The sequence below is a fragment of the Amycolatopsis sp. NPDC031561 genome, assembly GCF_055580625.1.
Genome location: NZ_JBVILA010000002.1, coordinates 295,068 through 319,402 on the forward strand (window position 1 = coordinate 295,068; position 24,335 = coordinate 319,402).

A 24,335-nucleotide genomic window follows, 5' to 3' on the forward strand; every position below is an offset into this window, starting at 1 on the left:
CAGCATCGCACCTCCGTTCGTCAGTGGCCGGTCCTGCCGTCGATGCTCTCGCGCAGCAGGTCGGCGTGGCCGTCGTGGCGGGCGTACTCGGCGATGTGATGGGTCAGCAGCCACCGCAGAGAGAACGGCTCACCGCTGCCATGAGTCCTGCCCGTGTCCTCGAGCGTCGCCTTCGCGACGATCGCCCGCGAGCGCTCACACTCCTCATGCCACGCCGCCCAAGCCGCCTCGACGTCGCCGCCGGTGTCCTCGAAGTCCTGCTCCGGGCGCTCGTCGGAGTAATAGAGCATCGGGACGTCCTCGCCCGCGAACTGGATGCGGAACCACCAGCGCTCGACCCCCGTGAGGTGCCTGAGCAGCCCGTGCAGCGACATCGTCGACGGCCCCACCGCCCGCTCGGCCATCTGCTCCGGCGTCAGACCCTGGCACTTCAGCTCGAAGGTGCGACGATGCCAATCGAGCGTGGACGTCAAGATCTCGCGCTCATCCGCCAGTCGCGGCGCTTCCGGCCGGTCGCCGGACCACTTGGGGGAGTAGTTCTCCTCGGGGATCGTGTCCATGGCCCCGACCATGGCAGACACCCCCGACAATTCCGTGGCGCTCCGGCGGCGGCCCCGCCATCCTGGTGGTCGGCGGCGATCTACTAGACTCGTCGGCACGGGCCGTTAGCTCAATTGGTAGAGCTGCGGACTTTTAATCCGTAGGTCTATCTTGCGCCTTCATGGGTGCCTTCCTAACAGTAGGCGTTCTACCTGCTGTTTTCTTGGATCTGTCATGCCGATCGGCCGGTATTGCACCCGCGCGGTGCTCCGTCGGTGCTCCTGTGTCGACGGGGTGCTGGACGAGCTCACGGCATGCGGGCGTACCTAATTCGTGTTGCTGTATCTGGTTGTTGGTCGGTCTGCGCTGGTGGCGTATCAGTCGAGGTGGCGGGCGTCCCCGCCTACGGTGCCACTGTGGTTGGTTAGTTCGGGTTGCGCTCGATTCAGTCAACGTGTCAGCCGCACCAGAATTGTCTGGCATCAACGGTCATCTGTTTCGTTGTCCGCCGACAGCTGGGATCATTCCATCCGGTTGACAGAGGACTCCTCCGCGTGGGTTGTCGCTGAGAAGTCCCGCCATGCGCTCGTCACAATGCGCTGGAATCGTCGTTTTTCGGCCTATAGGACGTGTCGGGTGCACGTCGGGGATCGATCCCGGTCACGCGGTGAATATCATCTAGCCAGTTGCCAATTATTGCTGTGCTCATTGGCCCGTCGGCCTCTTCGCGCCATCGGATGATTTCGGCCCGTGTCTTCAGGGTCTCAAGATGATCGGGACCGTGTACCCGGAGCAGGTCGGTCAACAGTGCCTCGAACTCGTCTGCGGCACCTGCTGGATCACCGCCCTCGCCCCGCCAGCGAGCGGCATCGCAGCGCATCCATAGTGTCTGCGGATGGTCGTGGCCGAGGATACGAATGTGGTCAGCCAGCACGGCTTCATGAGCGGCGATCGCTGCGGCTGGATTGCCGGCCTCGCCTAGCCAGTGGGCAAGTTTGCCGTGGGTGGCAAGGGTGGCGGGGTGGTCGGAGCCAAGGAGACGAACATGGTCGGCCAGCACATCCTGGAAAGCAACAACCGCTCCGGCCGGATCACCAGCCTCACCTTTCCAAGTAGCGATGCTGCCGCGGACCGCTAGGGTTTCAGGGTGGTCAGGGCCGAGTACACGGACGTGTTCGCCCAGCAGTTCCCCGAAATCGGCACCTGCTCCGGCCGGCTTCTCGCCCGCCATACGCCAGATGGCGAGGGTGTGACCAGCCTTCAGCGTGCTGGGGTGGTCGTTGCCGAGAAGACGAATGTGGTCAGCCAGCACTCGCTCAAGGGCTTTGGCCGTGGCATCCAGGTTGCCAGGAACTCCGCGTAGAACAGCAAGCATGCTGCGGGTCGCGAGGTTGTCGGGATGGTCGTTGCCGAGGAGACGAATGCGGGCGGCTAGCACTTGTTCCAGTGCGGCGGCAGCGCCAGCGTGGTCACCAGCGGACGCGCGCCAACGGGCGAGGTTGTGTTGAGCAGTCAGAGTGTCGAGATCGTCGGAACCGAGTAGACGAATGCGGTCAGCCAGAACCTCCTCGGTAGCGGCCACCGCCGCAGCCGGGTCGCCTGCCTCACCGCGCCAGCGCGCGAGGTGATACCGGCTGCTGAAAGTGTCAGGATGGTGAGGGCCGAGGAGACGAATGCGGTCGGCTAGCACCTCCTCTGTGGCAGCGGCCGCCGCGGCCGGGTCGCCTGCCTCACCGTGCCAGGTGGCGAGGTTGGCGCGAATGGTCAGGACGTCGGGGTGCTCCGGCGGCAGTCGTTGCTGCGCGGACGTGAGAAGAAGCTGGTAGTGGCCGATGGCGCTGTTCAGCAGCCCAGACATGCCGAGGCTGTGACCAGCTTGGAAGAGAACAGCGTGCACGCCGGAGTCCCAGAGATGATCGTCTGCGGTGCGGTGGAGAGCCTTGGTGTTGGCGCGTAGTGCCTGCACCAGCGGGGCACTTAGTTCGATCTCCGGCCAGATCTCCAGGAGCCCGTTTCCACACATGCGGGCTAGCCGACCCCAGCGGGTAGAAGCGAGCGACTCTCGGGTCGTGCGCTGTACGAGCTGATGGACGCGGACTGCTCGGTGTGGTTCGGTCATGTCGAGGGTGATGAGGTTGAGCCTGTGTAGCAGATGCAGGGCGTCCTGGACGTCATCGCTGCTGACTGCGCTGTCGAGGAGATCAGCAAGGTAGCCGAGGAAAGGCGACGTGGTGAACAAAGCGTCCGGAATCCCGTTGGGGTCCAGTAGCGACGCAGCCTCCAGCAGGTGCCGGGCGAACCCCACAGGGCGGAGCCGGTCGGCGAGGTCGATCGAGAGTGACCAGATCGCGGCCACCGTGTCCCGGTGATCGTCAGGTAGCTCGTCGGCGGTGGGGAGAACGTCTTGCAGATCTCGTTGGTGGTCGGCTAGCCGAATCCGGTATTTGGTGCAGCTAAGACCACGATCGATGAGATAGGCCGCGACTTGCGCGAGCGCGAGCGGGAGGTGCCCCAGGTCATCGACGAGTCCGGCCGCATCATCGTCGAGCAGGTCGCAACGGCCGGCGAGCGCGGCCTCGAGGTACGCGAGTGACTCGTCGGGAGTGAAGACGCTGACCTCGATCCCAGCGCGGTCGGGGGTGACGAGTGTGGCGTCCCGGCGTCGAGTGGTCACGACCACCTGGCCTGTCGCGGAGTGTGGTGGCCACAAGCCGGTGAGGTCGCTGGGTTGTTGCAAGTCGTCCAGCACGACCAGCCATCTGTGGTCTGTCTCGGCAAACCAGGACAGGAGTCGTCGAACGGCCTGCTCGGTTTGGGCGGGGTCAATGTCGAGTAGCTCTGCCGCCGCATCGGCATATGCGGAAATGATGGCGTCCCGGCTGTGGGCGGAGATCCACATCAGCACGTCGACCCGGTCCGCGTCCCACGCTGTCTGGGCGTAGTCGGCCGCCAGCTGCGTCTTGCCAGCTCCGCCGAGGCCGGTCAGCACAGTGGTTGAGGTGTTGCGGGATCCGGTTGGAACGGCCGGGTTGCCGTCACTGACGGCTCGTTCCAAGGTCGGCACGGCCGCTCGAGTCTGAAACACGGCGGCACGGCGCGGCAAGGCACCGATGAGGCGGCGCCCTGACGCGGCTATCGGCCACGGTCTGGCCGTGATCCCTTGGTCGCTGTCTCGGATTGATCGGCGGCGCCTGTCCGCCGTGTCCAGGGTGACGAGCGCACCGTGATGAAACCGGGCTTGCTCGAGGAGCGATTCCGCTGGTGGGAGCCTCAAGCCGTTGAGCTTGCCGATCTCGACACACGCAGTGATGAACGCGGCAACGCGTTCCCATCGGGGCGGTCGGGTGAACCGGCCGTTTAACAGTTCCGAGATCGTCGTCTTTGCCAGCAGTGCTCGATTCCTCGCTGCCAGCTCGGCCAACGACGGCTCACCGGCCATCGCTCGGAGCTGCGTGAGTTGATCGACCAACCGGACTCGCGGATCCATCCCCACTTGTCGTACCCCTTCTCCGCGTTCGGAATCGTCCGAACTCCGGATACCGGAAACCTAGCTTCACCGGTCGCGACCACCAGGCCGTTTCCGGGAGCGAACCGAAATGACTCACCTGAACGGCCTAGTGCCGCATCGTGGTCATCCGCAAGTCCGCACTCTCGAACACCCGCCAACCACAAAGGAGCCACCCCCATGCCAAATTCCCGCCGTCACAGGCCTCGCCCACTCGTCCAGAGCACGCTGAACGGCCTCATCTCAGGTCTCGCCCGTGCGTTGGTCGAGTGGCTCGTCCAGCACATGAATATCTGACCTAACAACCGACGGCCACCCGTCTGCCTAGGACTGCCGAAGCGTGCCACAACACGTGCATGCACCTCACTCGACCGACATCGCCGACCCGCAGCTCACGCTGATTGGGCGAAGTGGTCGCAGCAAGCAATGCAGATGACCCATCTCGGCCCTGGCTTTGAGAGTTGGTCCCGGCGCCCTCTCCCTCGCGCGCCGGGACCTTCGCCTATGCGCAGCACCTCAAGGCCTGCACTACTTCGGGCAGGCCTCAGCGAGATCCCAGCCATCGACTGAGCCATCAACGAGCGAGCATCGCGAGCCCGACCAGGCCGAGCCAGCCACTTTGCTGGCACAGCGTGGCCGCAGCAGACTGTGCGCCGCAGGTCGAGGAGGACGTCAGCGTCGTCTGCGCCGCTATTGCCATCCAAACCTCGGATTCGGGCAATGAGCCCTTCGATCCGATCTAGCGGCTGCGGAACACGCGGCGTCGGTCGGCGGACGTGGCTCCAAGGGCTCTTCCAGGACGAGGTCAACTTCCACGCTTCCTGCCGATTTGATCAACGAGCAGGGCTGGGGTGCGCTGGTACGGCGAGAACCTCCGTTGGCCTCGAACGTCCTGTACTAGCAACGGCGTCGGCGATCTTGTCGACTTGCTCCAAGATCTCTTTCGTCGGCTGGGACAAATCCAGTACCCAGGTGTTGAGTCGGATGCCCGCTTCGCGCACCGTGTGGACGCTGGGTGCGTTGCCCGACGCGTACACCAGGTGCCCTTCGGGCAAGCCCAGTGCGGTGCAGTAAGCCAGCATTTGATAAAGGTCCGCATGGGGTCGATTGGCGTCTTGTACTCGTTTGTACTTGGCGTCGACGACAGCCGTTGGGCGGGCTTGCCGCTCCCAGACGAGGTCGGGGCGGATACGGATTCGGCGCCCCGTGTCGAGGTGACTGCGGTACTGGTCGCGGAGCTGGCCTCCACCTCGTGGTTCGAGGGCGCGTCGAAGCGTGGCGGTGAGCCAGTCTTCGAATGCCTTGTTGAGGTCGAAGAGGAATCCGCTGGCCGATGTGGATCCGGGCGGCTGGTCGATGCTGCGTCCGGCGAGAACGATACGAGCCAGGCGCAGTGCGGGTTGGTAGTGGCGGGTCAGCCTGGTCTGTGTGGTGTCCGGTGGCCTGTCACCGGCGACGAGTGGGGTGACGTCAGCCAGGGTGGTCAGTAGTTTCCGCAGGCCGGCATGAGTTGCCGACGGCAGCGCAGGGATGCGAAGCAGCCGGCGGGCCGCTGTCAGAAGGATCCGGTTCTCGGGGATATCAACGGTGTAATCGTCGTAACGGACCTCCAGTGGCACAGCGAGGCCGAGACGGCGGCGGAGCTGATCTCCCTCGCGCAGGCGGCCACGCAGCAGTGGGAGTGCTTCTTCGACAGTGCGGTAGCCCTGGAGGACGCCGTGTGCAAGGGCTCTGCGAGTCGCGGCATGGAACGACACGGCCACCGCGGTCACGAGATCGTCAACAGTGGTGAGGTTGACGATCTCGTCGTCGCGCCAGCCGTCGGGGTCGCGAGCGTGACCGAGAAGCCACAGCAGCCGGTGGATGCCGATCTTCGGAGTGATGCGGAGTTCCAAGTCACCACATTGGAGCACGCCGACCTGCGAGGATGCTGTGAGCACGGTCCGGCCATCAAGGTCTGCGCTGACTTTGACGGCGCCCGTGGCAGCCAGGGCGTCGGCAATCGGCCGGGCGATCGGCCTGAACGCACAGACCTTGTGTTCGGGCAGGGTTAGCCGTCTCACGCCGACGACTCGCCGGTCTCCTCGGCCGGTACGGAAACTTCGAGCGTCCGGTCAGGCGGGGTGCTCCCGCCGCGGAGGGCTGCCAGGCCATAGAGAGCCTGAAGGTCGACGTTGTCACCGATATGCCGCTCCTCCAGTAGCGGCATAATGTGATGTTTCCAAATGCGGGCAAGTCCGGCCTCGGTGCCCACGCGCGGGTTCATCAGATATGACGGACCGATGGTCGCGTCACGATCGGCGACCCGGTCATTGAGGGCATCCAGCAGGTCGGCACGATCGGCTGGCAGGCCATGCGTGTGGAGCCAACGGCGAAGCATGTCGGCGACGGGTACCTCGCCGGGAAACAGTCCCTGCCAGGCGAACCGGCGACGCATAGCCGAGTCGACGAGTGCGATGGACCGGTCCGCGGTGTTCATGGTGCCGATGAGGTAGAGGTTGGGCGGTAGCCGGAAGTCCACCGTTGGCGAGTACTGCAGCTGTACCGAACGGCTGCGGTACTCCAGGAGGAAGTAAAGCTCGCCGAACACCTTGGCGAGGTTGGCGCGGTTGATCTCATCGATGATCAGCACGTAGGCGCGGGTGACGTCCTTGTTGGCTTCATTGACGAGCAATTTCAGCGGTCCGTCGTCCAGCTCGAACGCCACGGTGCCGGGTGTGGCACCGCGTTGCGGGCGGAAGCCTTCGAAGAAGTCCTCGTAGGAGTAGGAGGGGTGGAACTGCACGAGGCGATGTTCACCACCGGTCTGTTCGGTGAGGAACTCGGCCAATTCCTGGGCGAGGTAGGTCTTGCCGGTCCCCGGCGGTCCGTACAGGATGATCTGCTTCTGTTCTCGCATCAGATCAACTGTCTCGGACAGCCACTCGAGGTCGACGAACAGCTCAGTGGCGAGTTCGGCAGTGGGCTCGGGCAGCACGACGGGTTCGCTGACCGGCGGTTCCGGGGTGTCTTCGGTGGGATCCAGGTCAGGATCGATCCCCGCGAGCGCGGCGAACTCCGCGACCTCGGCGCCGAGTGAACTGACGGTCATCTGTCCAGAGAGGCGATCTTTGGGTGGATCGGAAAGCTGGTCGCGGGTGAACGGGGTGTCCGCGTTGGCCCACCGGATCGCGCGTCGGCGGCTGTTCAGATGCTCGGGTGTCTCGGTCCACGTGGCCGGGCCGGTGATCGTGCCGACATAGACCTTGGCGCCATCGACTGTGACGGCGATGTCGCCGGTCTGCATCTGATTAAGGAACCGATCGAGGACGCCGACATGGATGGAGCGTTGCTTGCTCGTGAGATCCGGCTGCATCTCGGCAAGCTGGGCATCGATCTGCGATCGGGTGCAGCCGGTTGGCAGCCCGCCTAGCTCGGGATAGGCCAATGAGCAGTAGCCCTCAGCCAGCCACTCGGGGATCAGGTTGCGGCCGTGTACGTTCGCCCCTCGCACGAGCCAACCGCGCAGTTCCGGCTCAACGTCGCCGGAGCTCGAGCGGGGGCGCCACCGCCGCTCAACGTCGCTGTCGTAGAAGTCAATGGGGCCGCCGTGCTGTTGTTCCAACGTGGCCCGCAAGGCTGCCAGGTCGCGGTCCTCGTCGCCGGTCGGGCTCGGCAGGTCCGCAGCGAGCCCCGCGATGATCTCCTGCTTATGGCGGCGCGATGCGATGCGCTCGAAGGTGTCGGGAAATGCCAGATGCAGCAGGACATTCCGTTGGCTGTAGGCGCTGTTGATCGGGATTGAGTCAGCGACGTCTCGAAACGCCCAAGGGTCGGTTAAAGCGTGCTGCTGGGCATCGGGGGGCAGCGCCTTCCACGCTACGACGAATCGGATGAGCCAGGCGAGCTGTCGGTCGCGGTAGGTGCGATACGCCGTGCCCGCTCGGCCAATCCCGCCGTCCAAGGCGGCGTCCAATTCAGGCGGCACCTCGACCGGTTGAGGTGCGATCGCCAGAACCATCGACAGCAGATCACGCTTGGCCGTGCCACCAAAGTCGTTAGGTGCCAGCAGATGCATGTACATCAGCTCAGCGGCCAGCTGGATCGTCTCAGGCTGAGCGTCGGCGAGCTGGCGTCCCAGTTTCTCGGCGAAGCTCGCGCGCCCGAGCTCTGGCGCCTCCACGAACCGCCGGTACAGATCGTCCGCAGTAGCCTTCGTCCATACCGAACGCCCAGGGGTGAAGGCGGAGTCATTGCTGGCAAGGCCAGCATCAAGGACACGCTTAGCCGCGGCGTAGAGGCTGTCCAATTGGTCAGGCACAGCTACGGCCTCCGGTTTGAGTGACGGTGCCCGTGTCCGGGTGTGGGATCGAGCAGACTGACGAACTCGCCTTCGACCATCGCATCATAGGTGGTGAGTACGCTAGCCGAGTACGTCGGCAACCGGTCCCTAGGTGTATTGACGACCACGACGTAGATCGTCCGCTCGTTCGAACACAAACACCGCGATGGCACCGTGGCGATTGGACGGCGTCGACTTGCTGCTGTCGATGTCACTAGCTGATCACAGCCATAAGGCGGAACTGGGTGGGCGCCCGAATGGGTGCGGTGGATTCGCCGCGCACCCGCAACTGGTAAACATGATCAGCCCGAGATCGCCAGCCGAACATACCCGTTCTTGGCGACGTGCGATTCTTCGGGTGAGATCGTGGCCGGGGCGGACAGGAATCACACAGGTTCGTCGTGCTGTGTGCGGGTTACAGGAGAGGGTGCAGAGTGGCGCGGGTCGGGGCTTCTTGTTCGACGGCGTACCCGCGCGCAAGGCAGTTGCGGGCGAGAACTCCCACCGCGTCGGTGCGTTCCGCTGTCGTGGCGATTCGGTCGCGGGTGATGGTGCTGAAGGGTTCGCCTTGATCGTGCTCGCCGGTGCCGATGTCGACGATCACGCGACGGGTGTCCGGCGGGAGGTGGTCGTGGATTCGAGCTGCGATGCGGATTCCGCCGAGGTCTGCGTCGGGGCAGATCACGACGTCGTTGACGCCGATGGCGGCTTGGTTGATCAAGTGGAGGAGAGGGTCCGGTGGCTGGCCGTGGCACCAGATCACCGCGACGCCGGGGTGGGTGTCGCAAATGGTTTCGGCTGCCTGCCGGTTTTCGATGATGAGCAGCACACGGGTGCCTGGGGTGACATCGAGGGTGATGGTGCGGTGGGCGGGTAGGCGGATGTCGTGGGGGCCTGGCCAGCCGGTCCAGTCCAAGGTTCGTCCGTCGTGGTGGGCGCGGATCGGGCCGCCAAGGCCGATGTAGGGGTTGCGGTTGACACCGAGGAGGACGAGCGCTTCGGCTTCGAATCCGGCGTCCGTGAGCAACCGGGGCAAGTCCTCGCGTGCCTTGGTGTTCTTGGCGTGGTGCTGCACGAACGCCCGTGGCCCGTCGTGGCTGCGTTCGGCGGCAAGGTCTTCAGCGGCGCGGACAAGCCATACCAGGCGGGGGTCTGTCGCGGGTGCGGTCAAGGCTGCGGCGGCTCCTGGCCATTCACCGATCAGGACGTCGTGGAGTTCTCCGGCACGGTCGAGTAGCTCTTGTCGGGCGGCCTGTCGGGTTTGCTTCCCGGTGGCGTGATGATCAGCAAGGTCAGGGTGCGGGATCCAGCCTCGGGGTGGATGGCAGATCGCGCCGGAGCGGTAGTCGTGGTCGAGGGCCACGCATCCTGCGCGGGCCAAGGCAAGCGCCACGTCGCTGGCGCGATCGTGGAGCTTGGTCGTGATGGTGTTCCATCGGCGAGGCGCACTCGTGGCCCAGGTCCAGTCGGCGTCGTTGACGAGTCCAGCTGGCCGCTGTGGTGGAGTGGGTGGATGCGCGCGCAGGTGTACTCGCCGGACTTTGGGGCGGCTGGCGCGGTCGTGGTCGAAGGTGCCGTCGGCGTGCGTTGGTTGTGCGTAGGCGCGAAGTCCTTCGGGCACGCCGGGGTGACCGGGCATGGGAAATTCCCCTGATGTGGGGGACAGTTCGGTCACGCCACGTCCTCGTCGGAGTCATCGGCTAGGTCTGCGGTAGGCCGGTAGGAGGCGAGCCATTCTCGGAGTAGTTCGACGCGGGCGTGGTTGGTTTCGTCTCCGACGATGACGGGAGCTTCGTTGTAGGGCAGGCTGTCGGAGCGTCGGCGCAGTTTGATGTAGAGCCCGGATGCTTCGATGGCGTAGCGCTCCATGTCGTCTTGCAGCGCACCGATGACGGTGATGTTGCGGTCTTTCCCGATTTGCTCGAAGAGCGCGACCGCCTCACGGCGGTGCTGCTTGCCGAGGTTGCGGCCGAGTTCGTCGAGCACGAGCAGCAAGGGCCGGTTCCCTCCGCCGGCGAGTGCGGCGGCGCAGACCAGCTTGACGGCCTTCTCGTCCATTTGGGCGGTGTTGCTGCGAAGGTTGTAGCCGGACATGCGTTGTCCCTCGGCGCGCCGCCACTTGGGAGTGACGGTCCACTTCCACGGCCGATCGGGTTCTGACGGCGGTTCGGGTTCCGGATAGTCCAGGCCGGCGCCGTAGCCGCCGTACTGCTGATCGAGGCGGTCGAATTCCTCGCTGACTTTCTTGAGCTTCGCCTTGATTCCCAAGGCAAGCGAGGCTCGGTGTGCCTGGGAGGTCTGCTCGGCTTCGCTCAAGCCTTGTCGGGCCGCGTCCAGGTCACCGGTGCGCTGCATGCGTTGGGTGGCGATTTGTTGCTGCTGGTAGAGGTCGTGTTGCTCGGTCTGGGTCAGGTGGGTACGAAGAGCACGGATGAGTGCGGGAACGAGGCTGACGCGAATGTCCAGGCCGCCGCGTTGCCAGCGTTGTTCGATGAGTAGTTCCCTGATCTCGGCGGTCATCTCGTCGTGAGGTGTGCCGTTGGGGAAACAACGCCGGACGACCTCGTTGACCTGGTAGCAGGCTTCCTCGTTCCATGCCGCGGTGGTGCGGGCCTGCTGCTCGGCGTCGAGGGCGAGCAGGAACCGCTGGGCTGATTGTGGTGAGTCGCCCCAGACTGCCTCCCGACCGGGTAGGTCCAGTGCCAGCTGCTCATCGGTCAGCTTGGTAGTTTTCTCGTCCTGGTCGGTCAGCTCGCCGTCGAGGCGACGTTTGGTGCCGCGGAGGTTCGTGATTCGTTCCTCGCGTGCTCGTCCCGCGCCGAGTGCGTCGGTGTACGCGTTGCGGGCGGAGTCCAGCAGTGGCTTCAGTGCGTCGCGTCGTTTCTGTCGTTCGGCGTTGGCCTTCCGCAGATCTGTCATCTTTTGGTCGATGGTGTGTGCCTCGTCGCCGGCGACGGCTGCTTCCTTGCGGGTTGTTGCTCGGGTTAGCGTGTGTCGAGCGGTGGTGAGGAGCGTGTCGGCTGTGGTGAGGAGGTCGGCCTTCGTGCGGTGTTCGGTGCGTGCGGCTGCGATGCGCGCGGCTCGCCCGGTGAGCGGTTCGCCGAACTCGCCAAGCACGATCACTCCTGCCGCCACGTCGACGTCGGCGGGCGTGGTGCCCGCGCGTTCGGCGATCGCGGCCAAAAACGTGGTGAGGTCGAACCTTGCGTCGGCGCTCGCCGGCATATCGGTGTTATGGGTGGGCGCTGGTGTCCTCGGTGGGTCGGCGATGACCAGCATCGCTCCTGCCCGTCCGGGCAATTTCTGCTGGGCATCCGCGGCGTGCGCGCGAGGTACAACGACGGCGCCACGGTAGGGCACGAGGCGGGGTTCCCAGTTGCTTCGCTGGTCGGGGTTGAGCTGGACGATATCCAGCAACGCGGCGGCGGGTATGCCCTCCGCCCGCAGGGTCTGTAGCTCGTCGGCAGCGACGTCCTCGCCGGACTCGGCGGCGGCCAGCAGAGCACGCGCCTTTTTCTCGGCGGCGTCGGCAGCACCCTTGGTCCCGAGCGCCTGCTCCAAGGCCGTGCGCGCGTCAGCCTCCTCACTCTGGGCAGTCTCGACACTGCGCCCGTCGGCGGCGCGCGCCTTGTCGGACAGTTCGCGATGTTTCGTGGCCAGGTTTTCCAGAGTCTGGGCGGCGACCTGATGCTCGGTGTCCAGGCTCTGGTCTCGCCCGCTGAGTTCATTCCACCGCCCTTCGGCCTCGTGGAAATTGCGTTTGAACTCCTCGTCATCGGTCAGCCCGGAAAGATCCTCTTCCACGGTGTCCAGCTGCGACCGCAGTTCCGTGTTGCGGATGTCAAGTGAGCCGAGCTCGACGCGGATCTCCTCGGCGCGGTCGACCCCATCGACGAAACGCCTGGCGCAGCGGGTTTGCCAGGACGCCTGAGCGTTCCCCAGCAGGTGGCGAGCTTCGCCTCGTTTGGCGATGCCGGCCTCGACCACCGCCATTTCGTGTTCCCAGCTTTCGAGATCCCCTTCCGCGTCCCGCACGTTGTTGCGGTGGGTGTGCTCAGCCGACCGGAGGGCTTGCTCTTGTTCGAGTTCGCGGTCCAGCCCGGTCAGCGTGGCGATAGCGTCGAAGATCCTTCGGGGGTCCAGGTCGTTAAGGGGTTGGGCGAGCAGGTTGGCCGCCGGGCTGGAGCGGACCGAGGTCGACAGGAACGACACGCACCGAACATGGCTGCCGTAGAGGACGGAGGCGAGCCGGTTCGCGTGGAAGTCGGTGCGCCCGTTGCTGTTCGGGAGCCCGTCCCACAGCGAGTCGACTCCCGCGGCACGTTCGGACTCGGTCACGCCGTAGGGGACGTAGAGTCCGTCGCTCCACCGCAGGTGCACGTGCGATGCCTTGCGGTTGATCCGCAGCCATACCGTCACCGTGCTGGCCGACAGCTCGTCGGCCGTGGCGGCGCGGGGGTCGGCGAACACGCCGATCACATATCCCCAGTCGACGTTGGACCACCGGCCTTCTTGCGCGGCGAGTTCGGCGGTGAACAGCAATTCAGCCGCCCCTGCTGCGCCACTGGCCAGCCGCCATTGCTCATCGGCGTGCAGCAGACTCACCGCGGCGATCAGCGAGGACTTCCCGGCGCCGTTGGAATCCTTCGGACCTTGACCCGCGACCGTGACCAGCCCCTGGCTGACCATCGGTATCGGGTGCGTGGACAGCCGGGAGATGTTGACCACCTGGACGCCGACCAGTACCCGTTCGCCGACAACGTCGAACGGGCCGGAATCGCCGCCTGCGGCAGACCAGGTTCGGGCGGTGCTCACTGTTCTCCTCGAGGATGTGCGCGACGGGCGCGTATCGCGACGGCCAGAGGGCTGTGGGGTGCGGCGGCCAGGATCAGCTCTTGTTGCAACGCTCTGCGGGACAGGGGTGTCAGCCGGTGCAGTTGGGGACCGGGCAGGTACGCGGTCCCGCCGATTGAGCCTCGGCCACGAGTAGGTGCGAGCTGCACGAGTCCGGCAGCGCGGAGTCTCTGCAGGGCGGTTCGGACGTCGCCTTTCCCTAGCTGCGCGTAGCGAAGCAACTCGTCGGCCGGTGTGGGTTGTGCCGAGGTCCAGGAGTCGCCGCTGAGTATTCCCTTGCTGCGCGGAATCGCAACCGAGTGGATCAAGATCAGTACCAGCACGGCCCTGTCGATGGCCGGGAGTCCGTGCCAGCCCGAGGCGGTCAGTTCGGCGGCGATGTCGTCGCGGTATCCCGATGTCCACGCAGTGCCGCCCACGGCGATCAGGGTCCGTCCGGCTCGATGCAGCAACCGCTGCAGGTCCCGGCGCAGTGTCGCATCGCGCAACGCCAGGAGTTGCACCTCGGGCACCGGGTGGGCGCTGTGTTCGACGGCGGCGAACGCGGCAAGAACCTCGTCGCGGTGCTGTTCGCTCAATTCGGCGAGGATGGGCTCGAAGACCGGGTGCGCTGCGTTCGTGTCGGTCATCGCGGCCCCTCTGCATCGGCATCGCTATGACTGATGTCGGTGGCGGAGGGCAACATGCGCCACAGCTCGCGCAGGGCGCTCAGTTCCGCTGACCCCCAGGCCGCGACTCGCGGCCCGAGCCGCACCGTCTGGCCGGGCTCGTCCCACAGCAGCCATCCGGCGCCGGCCAGGCGCCGGATGGCTCCGATCAGGGCTCTGTTGGACGCGGTCTCGTCCCGGTTGGTGATCTCCCCGAACACGGCTGCTACCTGGTCCTTGGACGCGGGTGCCCCTGGCCACATCGGTCCCGTCGGTTCCGCCCAGCAGCACCGCAGGCAGGCGGCGAGAACGCGAGCGGTGTCGTTGGGCTGTTCGACGGCAAGCACGGGCAGTCCCAGCTCTTCGGCCACGCTGGGTCTCGCGCCGTCGGGAACCACCGGAAGCAGCCACACAGCCGTGACATCGGGTTCGACCAGGCGAAGCATCCCCGCGGGAAAGGCGCTGCTCGGCACTACCCGTTGGGGGCCGGCGGCGCGGACGCGTGCCCACCACAGTGCCGTTTCCGCCTCGTTCACTCCTCATCTCCCCACGCAAGGTTGCTGCGGCGGAACTGCCCATGTGAGGTCCACGATGGGCTGGTCGCGACGTCGATGCGTAGTCCGTCACGCCACGCGAGCTCGTAGTCGAGGTCCGGGTGGTGGTGGATGGCGGTGACCTCGGCGAGCACGCGACGTGCCGACATCCAGTCCCCGGCGTCATCGAGCACGTCGACGACGCTGACCGAGTCCGCGTCAGCCAGTAGCCGCTCCGCGATGGCCCTGAGTTCCTCGACGTCGTCAGCGACGCCGGTATCGGCGTCAGGTGGTGGCTCGGCGTTATCCGGGCGCGGAGGAGGCACTCTCGCGGTGCTGACTTGGCGGCCCGCCTCCACGGCCTCGATCAAGGTCTGCGGTGAGAACCACGGCGCGGGGGCATCGAAGACGAACCGGTCCAGGACCGCGGCCAACACCTCGGTGCTCGAGTCGCGGGCGAAGGTGCGCCATGCTTCCACCGGTAGTAGCCCCAACGCGCGGGTTGTGCCGGCCTGCGCGATCAAGCGGCCCGCCGCCGCGTCGATCGCGTCCGCGTAGGCGGCGAGCGCGATCCGCAACCCCGCGCAGTCGCGATCGAGTTCGGGCCATCTTCCCAGTACGACGGCGTGGACGTCCTTGGCCTGATCGATCAGCGACTGGTTGCCCCACAGCATTTGGGCGTTGTCGCCCAAGGTCTCGGCCGTGCTGCCGGCCGCCAGAATGGCCAGTTCGCTGCCCAGCAACCGGAAGACTTTCGTCAGCCGCCGCACTGAAGCCGCGCCGTCCGTGGACGTGGCATTGGCACTCTTGACGTTGAGCTGCTCCAGGGTCAGAAGTTGGTGCAGCTCCGACTGGCCGCCTTGCTCGGCCATGCGTCGCAAGAACAGCAGCATCACGTAGGGCGCGAACGCCGCCCGGTGGTAGCGCTCGTTCGGCCGGTCGACGACTTTGCTGATGGCACCGTAGTCACGCAGCACCTCAAACCGTCGGCCCACCATCTGCGCGGTCCACGCTCGGCACGCGGCGACGGCCTGCTCGACGGTCAACCCCTCACTACCCGCCTCGGCGAAGGCTTCCAGGATCGCTTCATCGACATCGATCGTCGTCGGGTCCACGATCATCGCTCCCGCCTCGCGGGCGAGTATTGCGAAGACCTGGCGGTAGACCCGCAACACCGCGGCTTCGCCCGCGAGGTCGTCCAAAGTCAGCTCTGCTTGGTCTTCCGTCACGGCGATGCCCCCTATCTCGGTGTAGGCACGGATGTCCTTCGCTCGCACACCCGGTGCGAGCGAAGCCCATCCTGACTTCGGCACGAGCCGGTCTCGCGTTCGACTGTAGGCAGGCGCACCGACACCCCGGCGCTAGAACCTGCGTTCGAATCACGTTGTGTGACAGAACAATTGGGCCATTCAGGTGTCGCATAGAGCCTCGCTACGCCAGTGCGGTGATCAACGCGGCGGCGCGGGCCGACTTTGGGGTCGACGTCTGTGGCGCGCTCAAGTCTCGCTGGCCGCCAAATCCCCCGAATGGTGGTCTCCGCCGCCGTCCCCTCAACTTCTCTGCCGCGCGGCCGGTGGTGGCCTTACGTGAGCAGCCCAGCCGTCAGTTCGTCGGTGACGAGTTGGTCGCGCTCGGCAGGGGTTAGCCAGCGTGCCTGGCTACCGCCCAGGGTCTTGGTGACCAGGAGGACGTTGTCGAAGTTCTCCGCGACGTCACGCATGTGGCTGATCACGGCGACCAGCCGACCGCCGCTGGCTTGGTGGGTGAGTGCTTCCAACGCATCACCGAGGACGTTGGCGTCCAGGGAGCCGAATCCTTCATCGAGGAACAGCGCTTCGACTCGCCCGCCACCCCGAGAGGTGAGTTCCACCAGTGCCAAGGCCAGCGCCAAGCTGGCCAGGAACGTCTCGCCACCTGAAAGGGTTTTGGCATCGCGTGGCTGCCCAGAGTGGCCGTCGACGATGCGGAAATCGTCGGAGAACGCGAACCGGTCTTGGGTCATCGACTGGAACAACTCCGACGCTATGCCCAGCAACGCCCGCTGCCGACGCTTGACGACCGCGGCCAGGAACTTCCCGTCGGCGAGAAGGCTGCCGAGTTCGCGCAAGCTGTCGACCATGGGTTTGGCGGCCGAGATGCGGCTGTCCAGTTCGGCGCAAACGGGTTGCTGCGCGATTGCGTTGTTACGGTCGCGCTCGGCCATGCGCCAGTCTGCCGTGGCCTCGGTCAGGAGCGTCGCCAGTGTGGCATCGTCAGCGATGTCGGCCGCGGCGAGCGCTTCTGCGGCGTCAGCGCGGGCCGTCGCGGCACGGTCGTCCTGTGTGGACGCCTCGCGGAGGCAGCGTTCGGTGATCGTTTCTACGGTGGTCAGCACCTCACGTGCCCACTCGGCGTCCTCGGCGATCGACGGAGGCGTCGGGCGGTCCTGCACCGCTGGCAGTCCGGTCAGCTGTGTGGCGGCGACGGAATGGTCTGCCAGAGTTTGGACGAGCTGGGTCAGTCGCGTCGCGGGTTGCTCGACGGTGGTCCGGTGCTCGCTGCCAAGTCGTTCCTTCTCGTCGCGCAACAGCTTGAGCTGCTTATGGGATTCGTCGAGCTCTTGCGCGATGCCCTCCAGTTCGGTCTGGCGCTGCTGGGCCTTCTCCTTGCTGCTGTCAATGGCCGCAGTGGTCAGTTCTGTACGGACCCTGTACGGCTCAGGTAGCGCGCCGTGCGCCTTCGTGATCTTGTCTTTTCGCCGTGTGAGCGCTCGCTGTGCTGTGGTCAGGGCGGTCTCGCGGCCGGCGAGCGTGCGCTCGGCTTGACGCAGCTCGGCGATATCACTGGTCATCGCGTCATGCGCCACCTGCGCGTCCGCGGCGGCCGTCTCCTTGGCGCCGGAGGTCTGGCGAACAGCGTCGTGGACGCCGGCCAGGATGGTCTCGTCGTCCCAGTCGAGATCCAGGTGAGCCAGTACTTCGGAGGCAGCGTTACGTGCCTGGTCGCGCCCGGCGAGTGCCGTGTCGAGCGCTTCGATGGACTCGTCGAGCGCGGTTTGCCTGGTCTTGCGTGACTCCGTCGCCGCGGCGAGCTTGGTCGCCAGAGCCTTGGCGCGCTTCTGGGCGCCCGACCGGGCGGTCGTGGCTTGTTTCGTCTCGGCGGTGATGGGTGCCGTGAAGTCGTCGGGAAGGGGGCGAACGCAGATGGGGCAGGGTTCTCCGGGGTGACTGGCGGATGCCGCATGGGCAGCCGCATTCGCCCGGAGCATGGTCTCCAGCCGCTCTGTGGCGTCGTCGAGATCGTTGTCCGCTTCGGTAGCGACTCGCTGTGCTTCGGCGGCATCGTGCGTGCGCTGGTCCAACTCTTCTCGAAGCTTCTCGACCGTTTCGGAGGCGGTCGATGCCACTCCGACGGTACGTCTGGCTTCGGTGAGCAGGGTGCGGCATCGTTCGAGTTTCTTCGTCGCGGCCGTGTGGGTGGCGTCTGCGGTGCCCGCGTTGGCTTGAGCCAGCTCGGCCTTGTCGATGAGCTCGGCCTGGGCTGTCGTGCGGGCCTGAAGGGTGGTGCGCTCGGCGTCAATAGCTTCGCGTTCTTCGGTGAGATTGCGCTCGTCGTCGTCGATTCCCGGAATCTGGTCCAACAACGCCTGGAGCGTGGCCAGCACCGACGCGATTCCTGATATTCCTGTTCCCTCGGCGTCTGCGCTGACGAGGACTGCCTTGAGGCCGGCTTCGTGTTCATCGGCTTTGTGAAGTTGACCGCCCACGGTGGCGAGGTCATCGGTAAGTCGGGAGTCGAGCTCGATCAGGTGGCGGTACTGCTCCTCGATGTCGTCCGGAATCTTCGTCGACAACTGTTGCGCCGCCCTCCGATGCTCGTGTGCTCGACGAGTGGCGTCATCCTGGGCTTTCTGAACCTTGGCAGTCACATCCTTGATGTGCTCCAGCTTCGCGACTTGCCCCTGCGCTGTGACCAGCCGCTGACCGGCGTCGCCGATGGTGGCCACTGGATTGGGCAGCAGTTTCGCGCGGCGCAACTCCACCTCGTGCAGGAGCGGGTGCAGTCGATCATGCAAGGTCGAGGCTTGTTTGCGGACCTCGGTGATCTGGTCGAGCCCGAGGACGCTTTTGAGTATCGCCGTGCGGTCCGCTTCCCGTGTCTGGAGCAGTTCTTGGAATCGTCCCTGCGGCAGGACCACCGCTTTGAGGAACGCCGCATACTCGAGCCCGACAAGCTTGCAGATGGCGTCATCGACCGCGCGGGAGCCGTCGACCTCAGAGCCGTCGTCCAGACACTCAAGCCGATGCGTCGACGGAGGATAATTTCCGGCGGAGGTTGTCCGAGTCACTCGCCAGGTCTTGCCCCTGGCTTGGAAGGTCAGCTCGACGCGGAGGGTTCCGTCGCCACCGTCGGCGATCAGCCTCTTGCCGCCTCGGGCATCCCACGTACAGCCTCCGTAGAGCGCGAAACACAGCGCCTCCAGGAGCGAGGACTTGCCAGCACCGGTGTCGCCGACGACCGCCATCAGGCTGATGTCCGTGAAGTTGATCTCCTGCTCGGCGCGGTAGGAACGCAGTCCGGTGAACTTCAAGGTTAGGGGCCTCACTGGGACACCTCCAGGGGAGCCACGGGCTGGTCAGACTCCAAGGGCTCGGCGAGTAGCGACTCCTCTGGTAGCACAGCAGGTCGCTGTTCTTCCACAGCGGTCAGCACGCTCGCGAATGTCGTCATGACGCGGTCGGCCGCGACCGTGGTGCTGCCCTGGTCGGCCAGGTAGTCGCAGAAAAGTCGGCGCATGTCGGGCTCGCCGTCGCCAGCGCCCGCGTCCTGGGTAAGGACTTCCAGCTTCTGATCCGCGCATACCTCGTTGACCTGGAGGACAACGGCGTCTGACAGGAGGTCTCGAACCTGCTCAGACAGGGCTGGCTGGTGTGTCTGTGTGTGCACGGTGACCAGGCACAGGTCCCGTCCGACTGACGGTGCGAGCGCGCGCAGATCGTCCACGGTGCCCTCGAATCGCCGCAGTTGCCGGCCGCCACTCAAACCGACGATGTCGATGTTGGCCGCCTGGCCGGGCCGTAGGTCGACCAGGACGACGCTCTTGCGTTCCCCGACTTCGCCGAAGTCGAGCTGGATCGGGGATCCGGCGTAACGACCGGCCACCTGGGCGCTGGGCAGCTTCTGGGGCTTGTGGATATGGCCGAAGGCCGCGTAGCCGACCGCGGGCAGGTCCTCGGCGTTGGTCGCGTAGTAGTCCGAGGCATGTACCGGGCGCTCACTCCCGGCGAAGTTGGCGCCGCCGACGTGCAGGTGCGCGGCGAACATCGCGATGTCGCGGCGGTCGTCGAAGTCGCTCAACAACTCGGTTGCGAGCGCCCTCTCCATCCTTCCGATGCGTTCGGCGTACGCGGTGCGCCAATGGTGGGTGTCGTCGAAGGCGTCGATGGCCCGGTTTGAGTGCACGAACGGCAGTACCGCGAGTCGCAGCACGGTGTCATCGGCTCCGTGGAATCGGAGGACACCACCCTTGTCGGGATCACGGGGTTTGTCGATGAAGTGAATCCCGCTGTCAGGGCCAAGGGCCAGGGCCAAGAACTGAAACAGCAGCGGGGAGTCATGGTTGCCGCAGACGACGACCACGGGCGCGACGGCCGCGAGCTCCTTGAGGACTGTCGTGGCCTTACTCATGTCTGGATAGGACGGTCGAGCATGGTCGAAGAGATCGCCCGAGTGCACAATCAGTTCCGGCTTTTCACTGCGGGCCACGGCGACGATCTCGTTCAGGACGGTGTCGTGGTCAACGGAGCGGGATTCGTTGTAGGTGACCCGACCGAGGTGCCAGTCGGATACGTGGAGAACTCTCATTATTCCTCGCAGGGTCGGCTGGCGGGGTGATCATCATGGTTGAGCTGATGAAGATATCCGCCGATGCTGGTGGTATTACTGGGTTTCGTCGTCTCGCGGGTGTGCTGGCTTGCGCGGACTCCGTGCTTCGCCTCTACGGCGCCGCCACTCGATGTGCGCCCAGATGCGCGAGCATGGCTTGGTTTGCTTCCCAGCCGTCGGGGAACTTCGCCGGAACGCCCAGGTGCATCGGTTCGCTGGGCGGATGCGCGTCGAGCAGTTCCTGAATGCCGGCCCTCGTCACCACGATGCAGGCGTGCCGATGCCGGGAGGTGAGGACGCATAGCCGACCTGATTCGAGATGGAATGCCGTCGCATCACGACGCCCCGACAGCGGGTGCAGCACCAGAACCAGATCGTATTCGCTGCCTTGCAGGCGATTGGCGGTGTCAACCTTGATCGCCTCGCCGCCACGGTCGTGCAGTGCGTAGCGAATCGCCGCGACCTGGTCACGGTGTGCGGCACCAATCGCGATCCGGCTCGCCGTGACAGGTGTTCCCTCCGGGTTACGCTCGGACTGGGCGACAGCCCCGCGTTGGATCACCCGCAGGGCAAGGTCGGTGATCGCCTGAACCGCTTGGGTGTCGGTGCGTAGCGCGTGTCGTGCGGGGAGTTCGTGTAACGCCCAACCGGTCTGCGCGGCCATCTCCAACGTGTCATCGACGGGTCCGCCGAACCCCCGCGTTTGGTAAGTCAGCCGTCGTTGGTCGGCGGCGGTGGCCGCTCGAAAGCCGGTGAAAGGGTAAAAAGCATCGGACACCGGTGATGCCGCCGATGCGGACAGGCGCCACGACAAGGGCAGCTGGTGCACGGGCAGATCGGGGTTGTTGCGGAGCATCGCCGCGACCGCGCTTTGCATGGGGTCCCAGGTCAGCCCAGTCCAGCGGTCGACGTCCACGGTCGAGAACGGGTCCAGTTGGCCGGGGTCGCCGACGAAGAGGGCTTGCTCGAACCGCGCCGCTACGCGCAGCAGCATGTCCGACCGCATCTGGTATGCCTCGTCGATGATCGCCCAGGGCCACGGCCCCTCGGTGACGTGCACCCATTTCGCCGCCGTGCCAATGGTGATCTGGGAGTCATCGAGGCCCGAGACTCGATCAGCGACGATGACGTTGGGGTGGTCGACTCGTGTCGTGGGAACGTAGCCTTGGGCGGACAGCCTGCCGATGCGCACCGTGGGAGCCTCGCGCGCCATCCTCTCGACAAGATCGTCGACCTGTTCGTTGGTCTGGGCGATGACCATGACCGGCTCGTCCCCGCGCGCGATCTGGGTGGCAGCACGGACAACGAGGGTTGATTTGCCAGCTCCCGGCGGTGAGTCCACAACGACGCCACGGTGGGTACTCGTGGTGAAGTCGGACAATGCCGCGGTGATGACGTGTTCCACCTCGGCGGTGGCTTCGGAGGAAGTCACGACCACTCCTCCTTCGCGTCGTCACGGGTGGGGACCGGTTGGACTGGCGGGCCGCCGTGCGTCCATGGCGTGTTCTCCCGGGCGGGGAAGGCCCCGCGCGGTTGGTAGTCGTCGGTCAGGGTGCTGAAGCAGACGTGGTCGCCGACCGCGGGGATGGTGCCGGCGGGTGGTGTTCTGCCGCGACCCATTCCACCGGCGAGTTCGAGTGTGATCTCCAGACCGTCGGGTGCCTCGGTCATGGTGAGGATCTCGGCTCGCTGCCTGGGTCGTGTCCGGTCGGTCACCGTGGCGTCGTTGGGGGCAAGCCGCACAGGATCCTGAGTCGAGACCGTGATCAAGGGCCGGAGTACGGCGCTGCGGCCGGTACCGAGGCGCCGATTCGGCTCGGTGGAGGTGACCGTGCCGACGAAGGCGTCACCGGTGAGCCGGTGCTCGGCCATGACGAGCGGGTCGTCGAAAGCGCGTTGCGCGTCGTACTCGGCCTGGTGTCGTTCGAGCTGATTGAGTCGCATCGCCGCGGCTACGGCGCTGTCCCGTTTGGGTTGCGGGTGGCCGCCGGTGGCGATGTGGGTGTTGAAACGAAGGTAGGCGTCCTTGTCCTGGTCCCAGCGGGTTGCGACGTGGTCTCCTTGCGACAGTTGCCGAAGCTGGTCGATGGATCGCCACATGAGGTGCCAGGTGGGTTCGAGTTGACTGCGCAGCGCGGTTTCCAGCCGGGTAATGGCGCGGCGCTGCCGCTCGGGGTTACCGGCTGCGCGGTCGTACTCGACGATGCCGGGTTCCAGGACCTCCCGGTCGAACGTCGGGTCGGTGGCTGGCCCGGCAGGCGGGCACAGGATGGGATCCTCAGCGGCGAGTGCGGCCTGCGCACCGACCGAGCCCTGCGGCGGTTCGATCCAGCCGAGAAGGGCGGCGAGGTTGGCGTCTTCGACCGCGCTTTGACCGGTGGCCCAATGCTGAGCCAGGACGTCCGTAGCGGCCATCAACAGCGACGAACCCGGATACTCAGCACGCTCAGCGAGGAAGGTCAGCCATTTGCCCAGTGTGGGCACAGAGACGGAGACCGCGTAGGGGCCGGTGGTGGAGCGAAACCGCGTGGAACGCCCGAATAGCCGGAGAAAGTCGATGCCGCCACGGTTGGGCACCCATACCTGTGGCGCGTCGGTGGCGCGAGGTTTGGACACCCCGCCGGGCCGAGTGGACGCGGGCTCCGTCGTGCCCGCGAACGTCGCGAAATAGTGCAGCAGGATCAAGGCCAACGAGTGGGCTGCCTCAAAGCGCTGACCTCGGTTGCGGGGTTGCGGAACGATCAGCAGTCGAGGCGCGTTGCGGTCCTGGCCGACAATGAAGGCCAGTGGCGCGTTCGCCTCGCCCGCCATCGCCAGCGGCACGCAGACCAGGGGGCGCTCGCTGACGTGGACGTGCCGGACGGTGGTGATCGGCTGGGCGCGGCCGCGCTGAACGGCGTACGCCCGCGCCAACGAGGTAAGTGTGCTCATGCCGCACCGCCGAGACATTCGCGGCGTAGGTATTCGGCCATACGCAACACCTGGGTCGCTTCGACCTGATGCTCGCCGGGAGTGAGCGTGTCGGTGGCCAGGCCGATCGCCGCGGCGATCGTGTCGATTCCACCGAGGTCTTCCTGGACGGTTCGCCCGAGTGCGGCGGTGTGACCGCTGGCGCCGGTTCGGCAGAAGTACGCCATCTCGCAGGTGGCAAGGCATTCCGGCGCGTAGCGTGCTTCGATCTGCCCCAGCGCGCTGAGCACGTCGTCAACCGACCGCGTTGCGACGCCTGACTCGTTGAGTCGAAGATCGAGAGTCAGGCTCGCCGGCAACGTCGACACGATCGTGCCGAGGTCCGCGAGTCGCGTGAGCTGGCGCTGCACCACGGTTAGTTGCTTGCGCACGTCGATCAGGGCGGCCGTCGGCCGGTTGGAGAAGTCCTCAGGGCAGACCAGGAATACCTCGTGCGACACCAGTGTCGGGTCGCCCCCGAGTTGCTCCACGAGCTGGCGCATGGCCAGGACGTACACGGCAGACTGGATCGCTGCCGAGGCGACCTTGCGGGAATCGGCCCGATGGTCGATCACCGGAAAAGACTTGATCTCCACCACGTGGAAGCGGTCGCGCAGCCGAAACGCGATGAGATCGGGCTCCAGGTACACCTCTCGGCCGCCGATGTTCATACGCAGCAACGGGTGATCGAACAGAGTGCCGGAGTCCTGGTCGGAGTGGGCAGCGTTTGCCAACAGCTGGCGGGATCGGCGGTGACGCGCTTCGAGGGACTCATGTCCAGCAACGGTGTTGAGGTCGTCGTAGGACACCTCGGGAAGCGGCAGGTCGATGTGGTCGCGCAGTAGTCGCAGCAGTTCCGCGCAACCGTTGGCCTTGACGTGTGCCTCGAAGGCGTTGCCGCGGGCGATGGCGAAGCTGGACATGCCGAATGCGGCGGGGTAGCCGATGTGCTCGGCGAGGGCCTGCTTGTCAACGGAGGCCGCGTCGAGGATGCTTCGGCGGGCGCAGCCGGGGTTGCTGGTCAACGCGGCGATGGTCCTCGCATTGTGCTTTCGCGGCTCGGCCGACCCTCGTATTGCGTCGAGGCGTGTGTCGGTGTCGTTCAACTGTCTTCTTTCGCG

Annotated in this window: 14 protein-coding genes; all 14 read right to left on the reverse strand. The window is 65.8% G+C overall.

Translation table 11 applies throughout. From position 1 onward, the window contains the following. Positions 1-20 precede the first annotated feature (20 nt). The 14 genes from ACZ5IK_RS06960 to ACZ5IK_RS07025 all read right to left on the reverse strand — a co-directional run bounded on the left by ACZ5IK_RS06960 (position 21) and on the right by ACZ5IK_RS07025 (position 24,320). Complete coding sequence (locus tag ACZ5IK_RS06960) at positions 21-560, reverse strand: DinB family protein (protein WP_465486925.1); 540 nt, start codon at positions 558-560, stop codon at positions 21-23. 569 nt (positions 561-1,129) lie between these two features. After that, complete coding sequence (fxsT, locus tag ACZ5IK_RS06965) at positions 1,130-3,961, reverse strand: FxSxx-COOH system tetratricopeptide repeat protein (protein WP_465486926.1); 2,832 nt, start codon at positions 3,959-3,961, stop codon at positions 1,130-1,132. Between the two features lie 917 nt (positions 3,962-4,878). Beyond that, positions 4,879-6,108, reverse strand: coding sequence for an McrC family protein (locus ACZ5IK_RS06970; protein ID WP_465486927.1), 1,230 nt, complete (start codon positions 6,106-6,108; stop codon positions 4,879-4,881). Next, on the reverse strand, positions 6,105-8,333 hold the full coding sequence (locus tag ACZ5IK_RS06975) for an McrB family protein (protein ID WP_465486928.1): 2,229 nt from the start codon (positions 8,331-8,333) through the stop codon (positions 6,105-6,107). Before ACZ5IK_RS06975 ends, ACZ5IK_RS06970 begins: the two co-directional genes overlap by 4 nt. Before the next feature lie 448 nt (positions 8,334-8,781). Then, a complete protein-coding gene (locus ACZ5IK_RS06980) occupies positions 8,782-10,005 on the reverse strand; it encodes a hypothetical protein (RefSeq protein ID WP_465486929.1) in 1,224 nt (407 codons plus the stop codon). A gap of 32 nt (positions 10,006-10,037) precedes the next feature. Further along, complete coding sequence (locus ACZ5IK_RS06985) at positions 10,038-13,181, reverse strand: coiled-coil domain-containing protein (protein ID WP_465486930.1); 3,144 nt, start codon at positions 13,179-13,181, stop codon at positions 10,038-10,040. Beyond that, a complete protein-coding gene (locus ACZ5IK_RS06990; RefSeq protein ID WP_465486931.1) occupies positions 13,178-13,849 on the reverse strand; it encodes a hypothetical protein in 672 nt (223 codons plus the stop codon). Before ACZ5IK_RS06990 ends, ACZ5IK_RS06985 begins: the two co-directional genes overlap by 4 nt. Then, a complete protein-coding gene (locus ACZ5IK_RS06995) occupies positions 13,846-14,403 on the reverse strand; it encodes a hypothetical protein (RefSeq protein ID WP_465486932.1) in 558 nt (185 codons plus the stop codon). Before ACZ5IK_RS06995 ends, ACZ5IK_RS06990 begins: the two co-directional genes overlap by 4 nt. Continuing rightward, on the reverse strand, positions 14,400-15,677 hold the full coding sequence (locus ACZ5IK_RS07000; RefSeq protein WP_465486933.1) for a hypothetical protein: 1,278 nt from the start codon (positions 15,675-15,677) through the stop codon (positions 14,400-14,402). The genes ACZ5IK_RS06995 and ACZ5IK_RS07000 overlap by 4 nt, the downstream gene beginning before the upstream one ends. Before the next feature lie 305 nt (positions 15,678-15,982). After that, positions 15,983-18,970, reverse strand: coding sequence for an AAA family ATPase (locus ACZ5IK_RS07005; RefSeq protein WP_465486934.1), 2,988 nt, complete (start codon positions 18,968-18,970; stop codon positions 15,983-15,985). 11 nt (positions 18,971-18,981) lie between these two features. Continuing rightward, on the reverse strand, positions 18,982-20,244 hold the full coding sequence (locus tag ACZ5IK_RS07010; protein WP_465486935.1) for a metallophosphoesterase family protein: 1,263 nt from the start codon (positions 20,242-20,244) through the stop codon (positions 18,982-18,984). Between the two features lie 133 nt (positions 20,245-20,377). Then, entirely contained in the window at positions 20,378-21,697 is a 1,320-nt protein-coding gene (locus ACZ5IK_RS07015) for an AAA family ATPase (RefSeq protein WP_465486936.1), read from the reverse strand. Further along, on the reverse strand, positions 21,694-23,196 hold the full coding sequence (locus ACZ5IK_RS07020) for a hypothetical protein (protein WP_465486937.1): 1,503 nt from the start codon (positions 23,194-23,196) through the stop codon (positions 21,694-21,696). The genes ACZ5IK_RS07015 and ACZ5IK_RS07020 overlap by 4 nt, the downstream gene beginning before the upstream one ends. Next, complete coding sequence (locus tag ACZ5IK_RS07025; protein ID WP_465486938.1) at positions 23,193-24,320, reverse strand: hypothetical protein; 1,128 nt, start codon at positions 24,318-24,320, stop codon at positions 23,193-23,195. Before ACZ5IK_RS07025 ends, ACZ5IK_RS07020 begins: the two co-directional genes overlap by 4 nt. Between the last annotated feature and the right edge of the window lie 15 nt (positions 24,321-24,335).

What these genes read in the sequence shown, in the direction of transcription:
- ACZ5IK_RS06980 (WP_465486929.1), bottom strand. Translation starts at nt 10,005, where the DNA reads ATGCCCGGTCACCCCGGCGTGCCCGAAGGACTTCGCGCCTACGCACAA.
- ACZ5IK_RS06960 (WP_465486925.1), bottom strand. Translation starts at nt 560, where the DNA reads ATGGACACGATCCCCGAGGAGAACTACTCCCCCAAGTGGTCCGGCGAC.
- ACZ5IK_RS06990 (WP_465486931.1), bottom strand. Translation starts at nt 13,849, where the DNA reads ATGACCGACACGAACGCAGCGCACCCGGTCTTCGAGCCCATCCTCGCC.
- ACZ5IK_RS07020 (WP_465486937.1), bottom strand. Translation starts at nt 23,196, where the DNA reads ATGAGCACACTTACCTCGTTGGCGCGGGCGTACGCCGTTCAGCGCGGC.
- ACZ5IK_RS07010 (WP_465486935.1), bottom strand. Translation starts at nt 20,244, where the DNA reads ATGAGAGTTCTCCACGTATCCGACTGGCACCTCGGTCGGGTCACCTAC.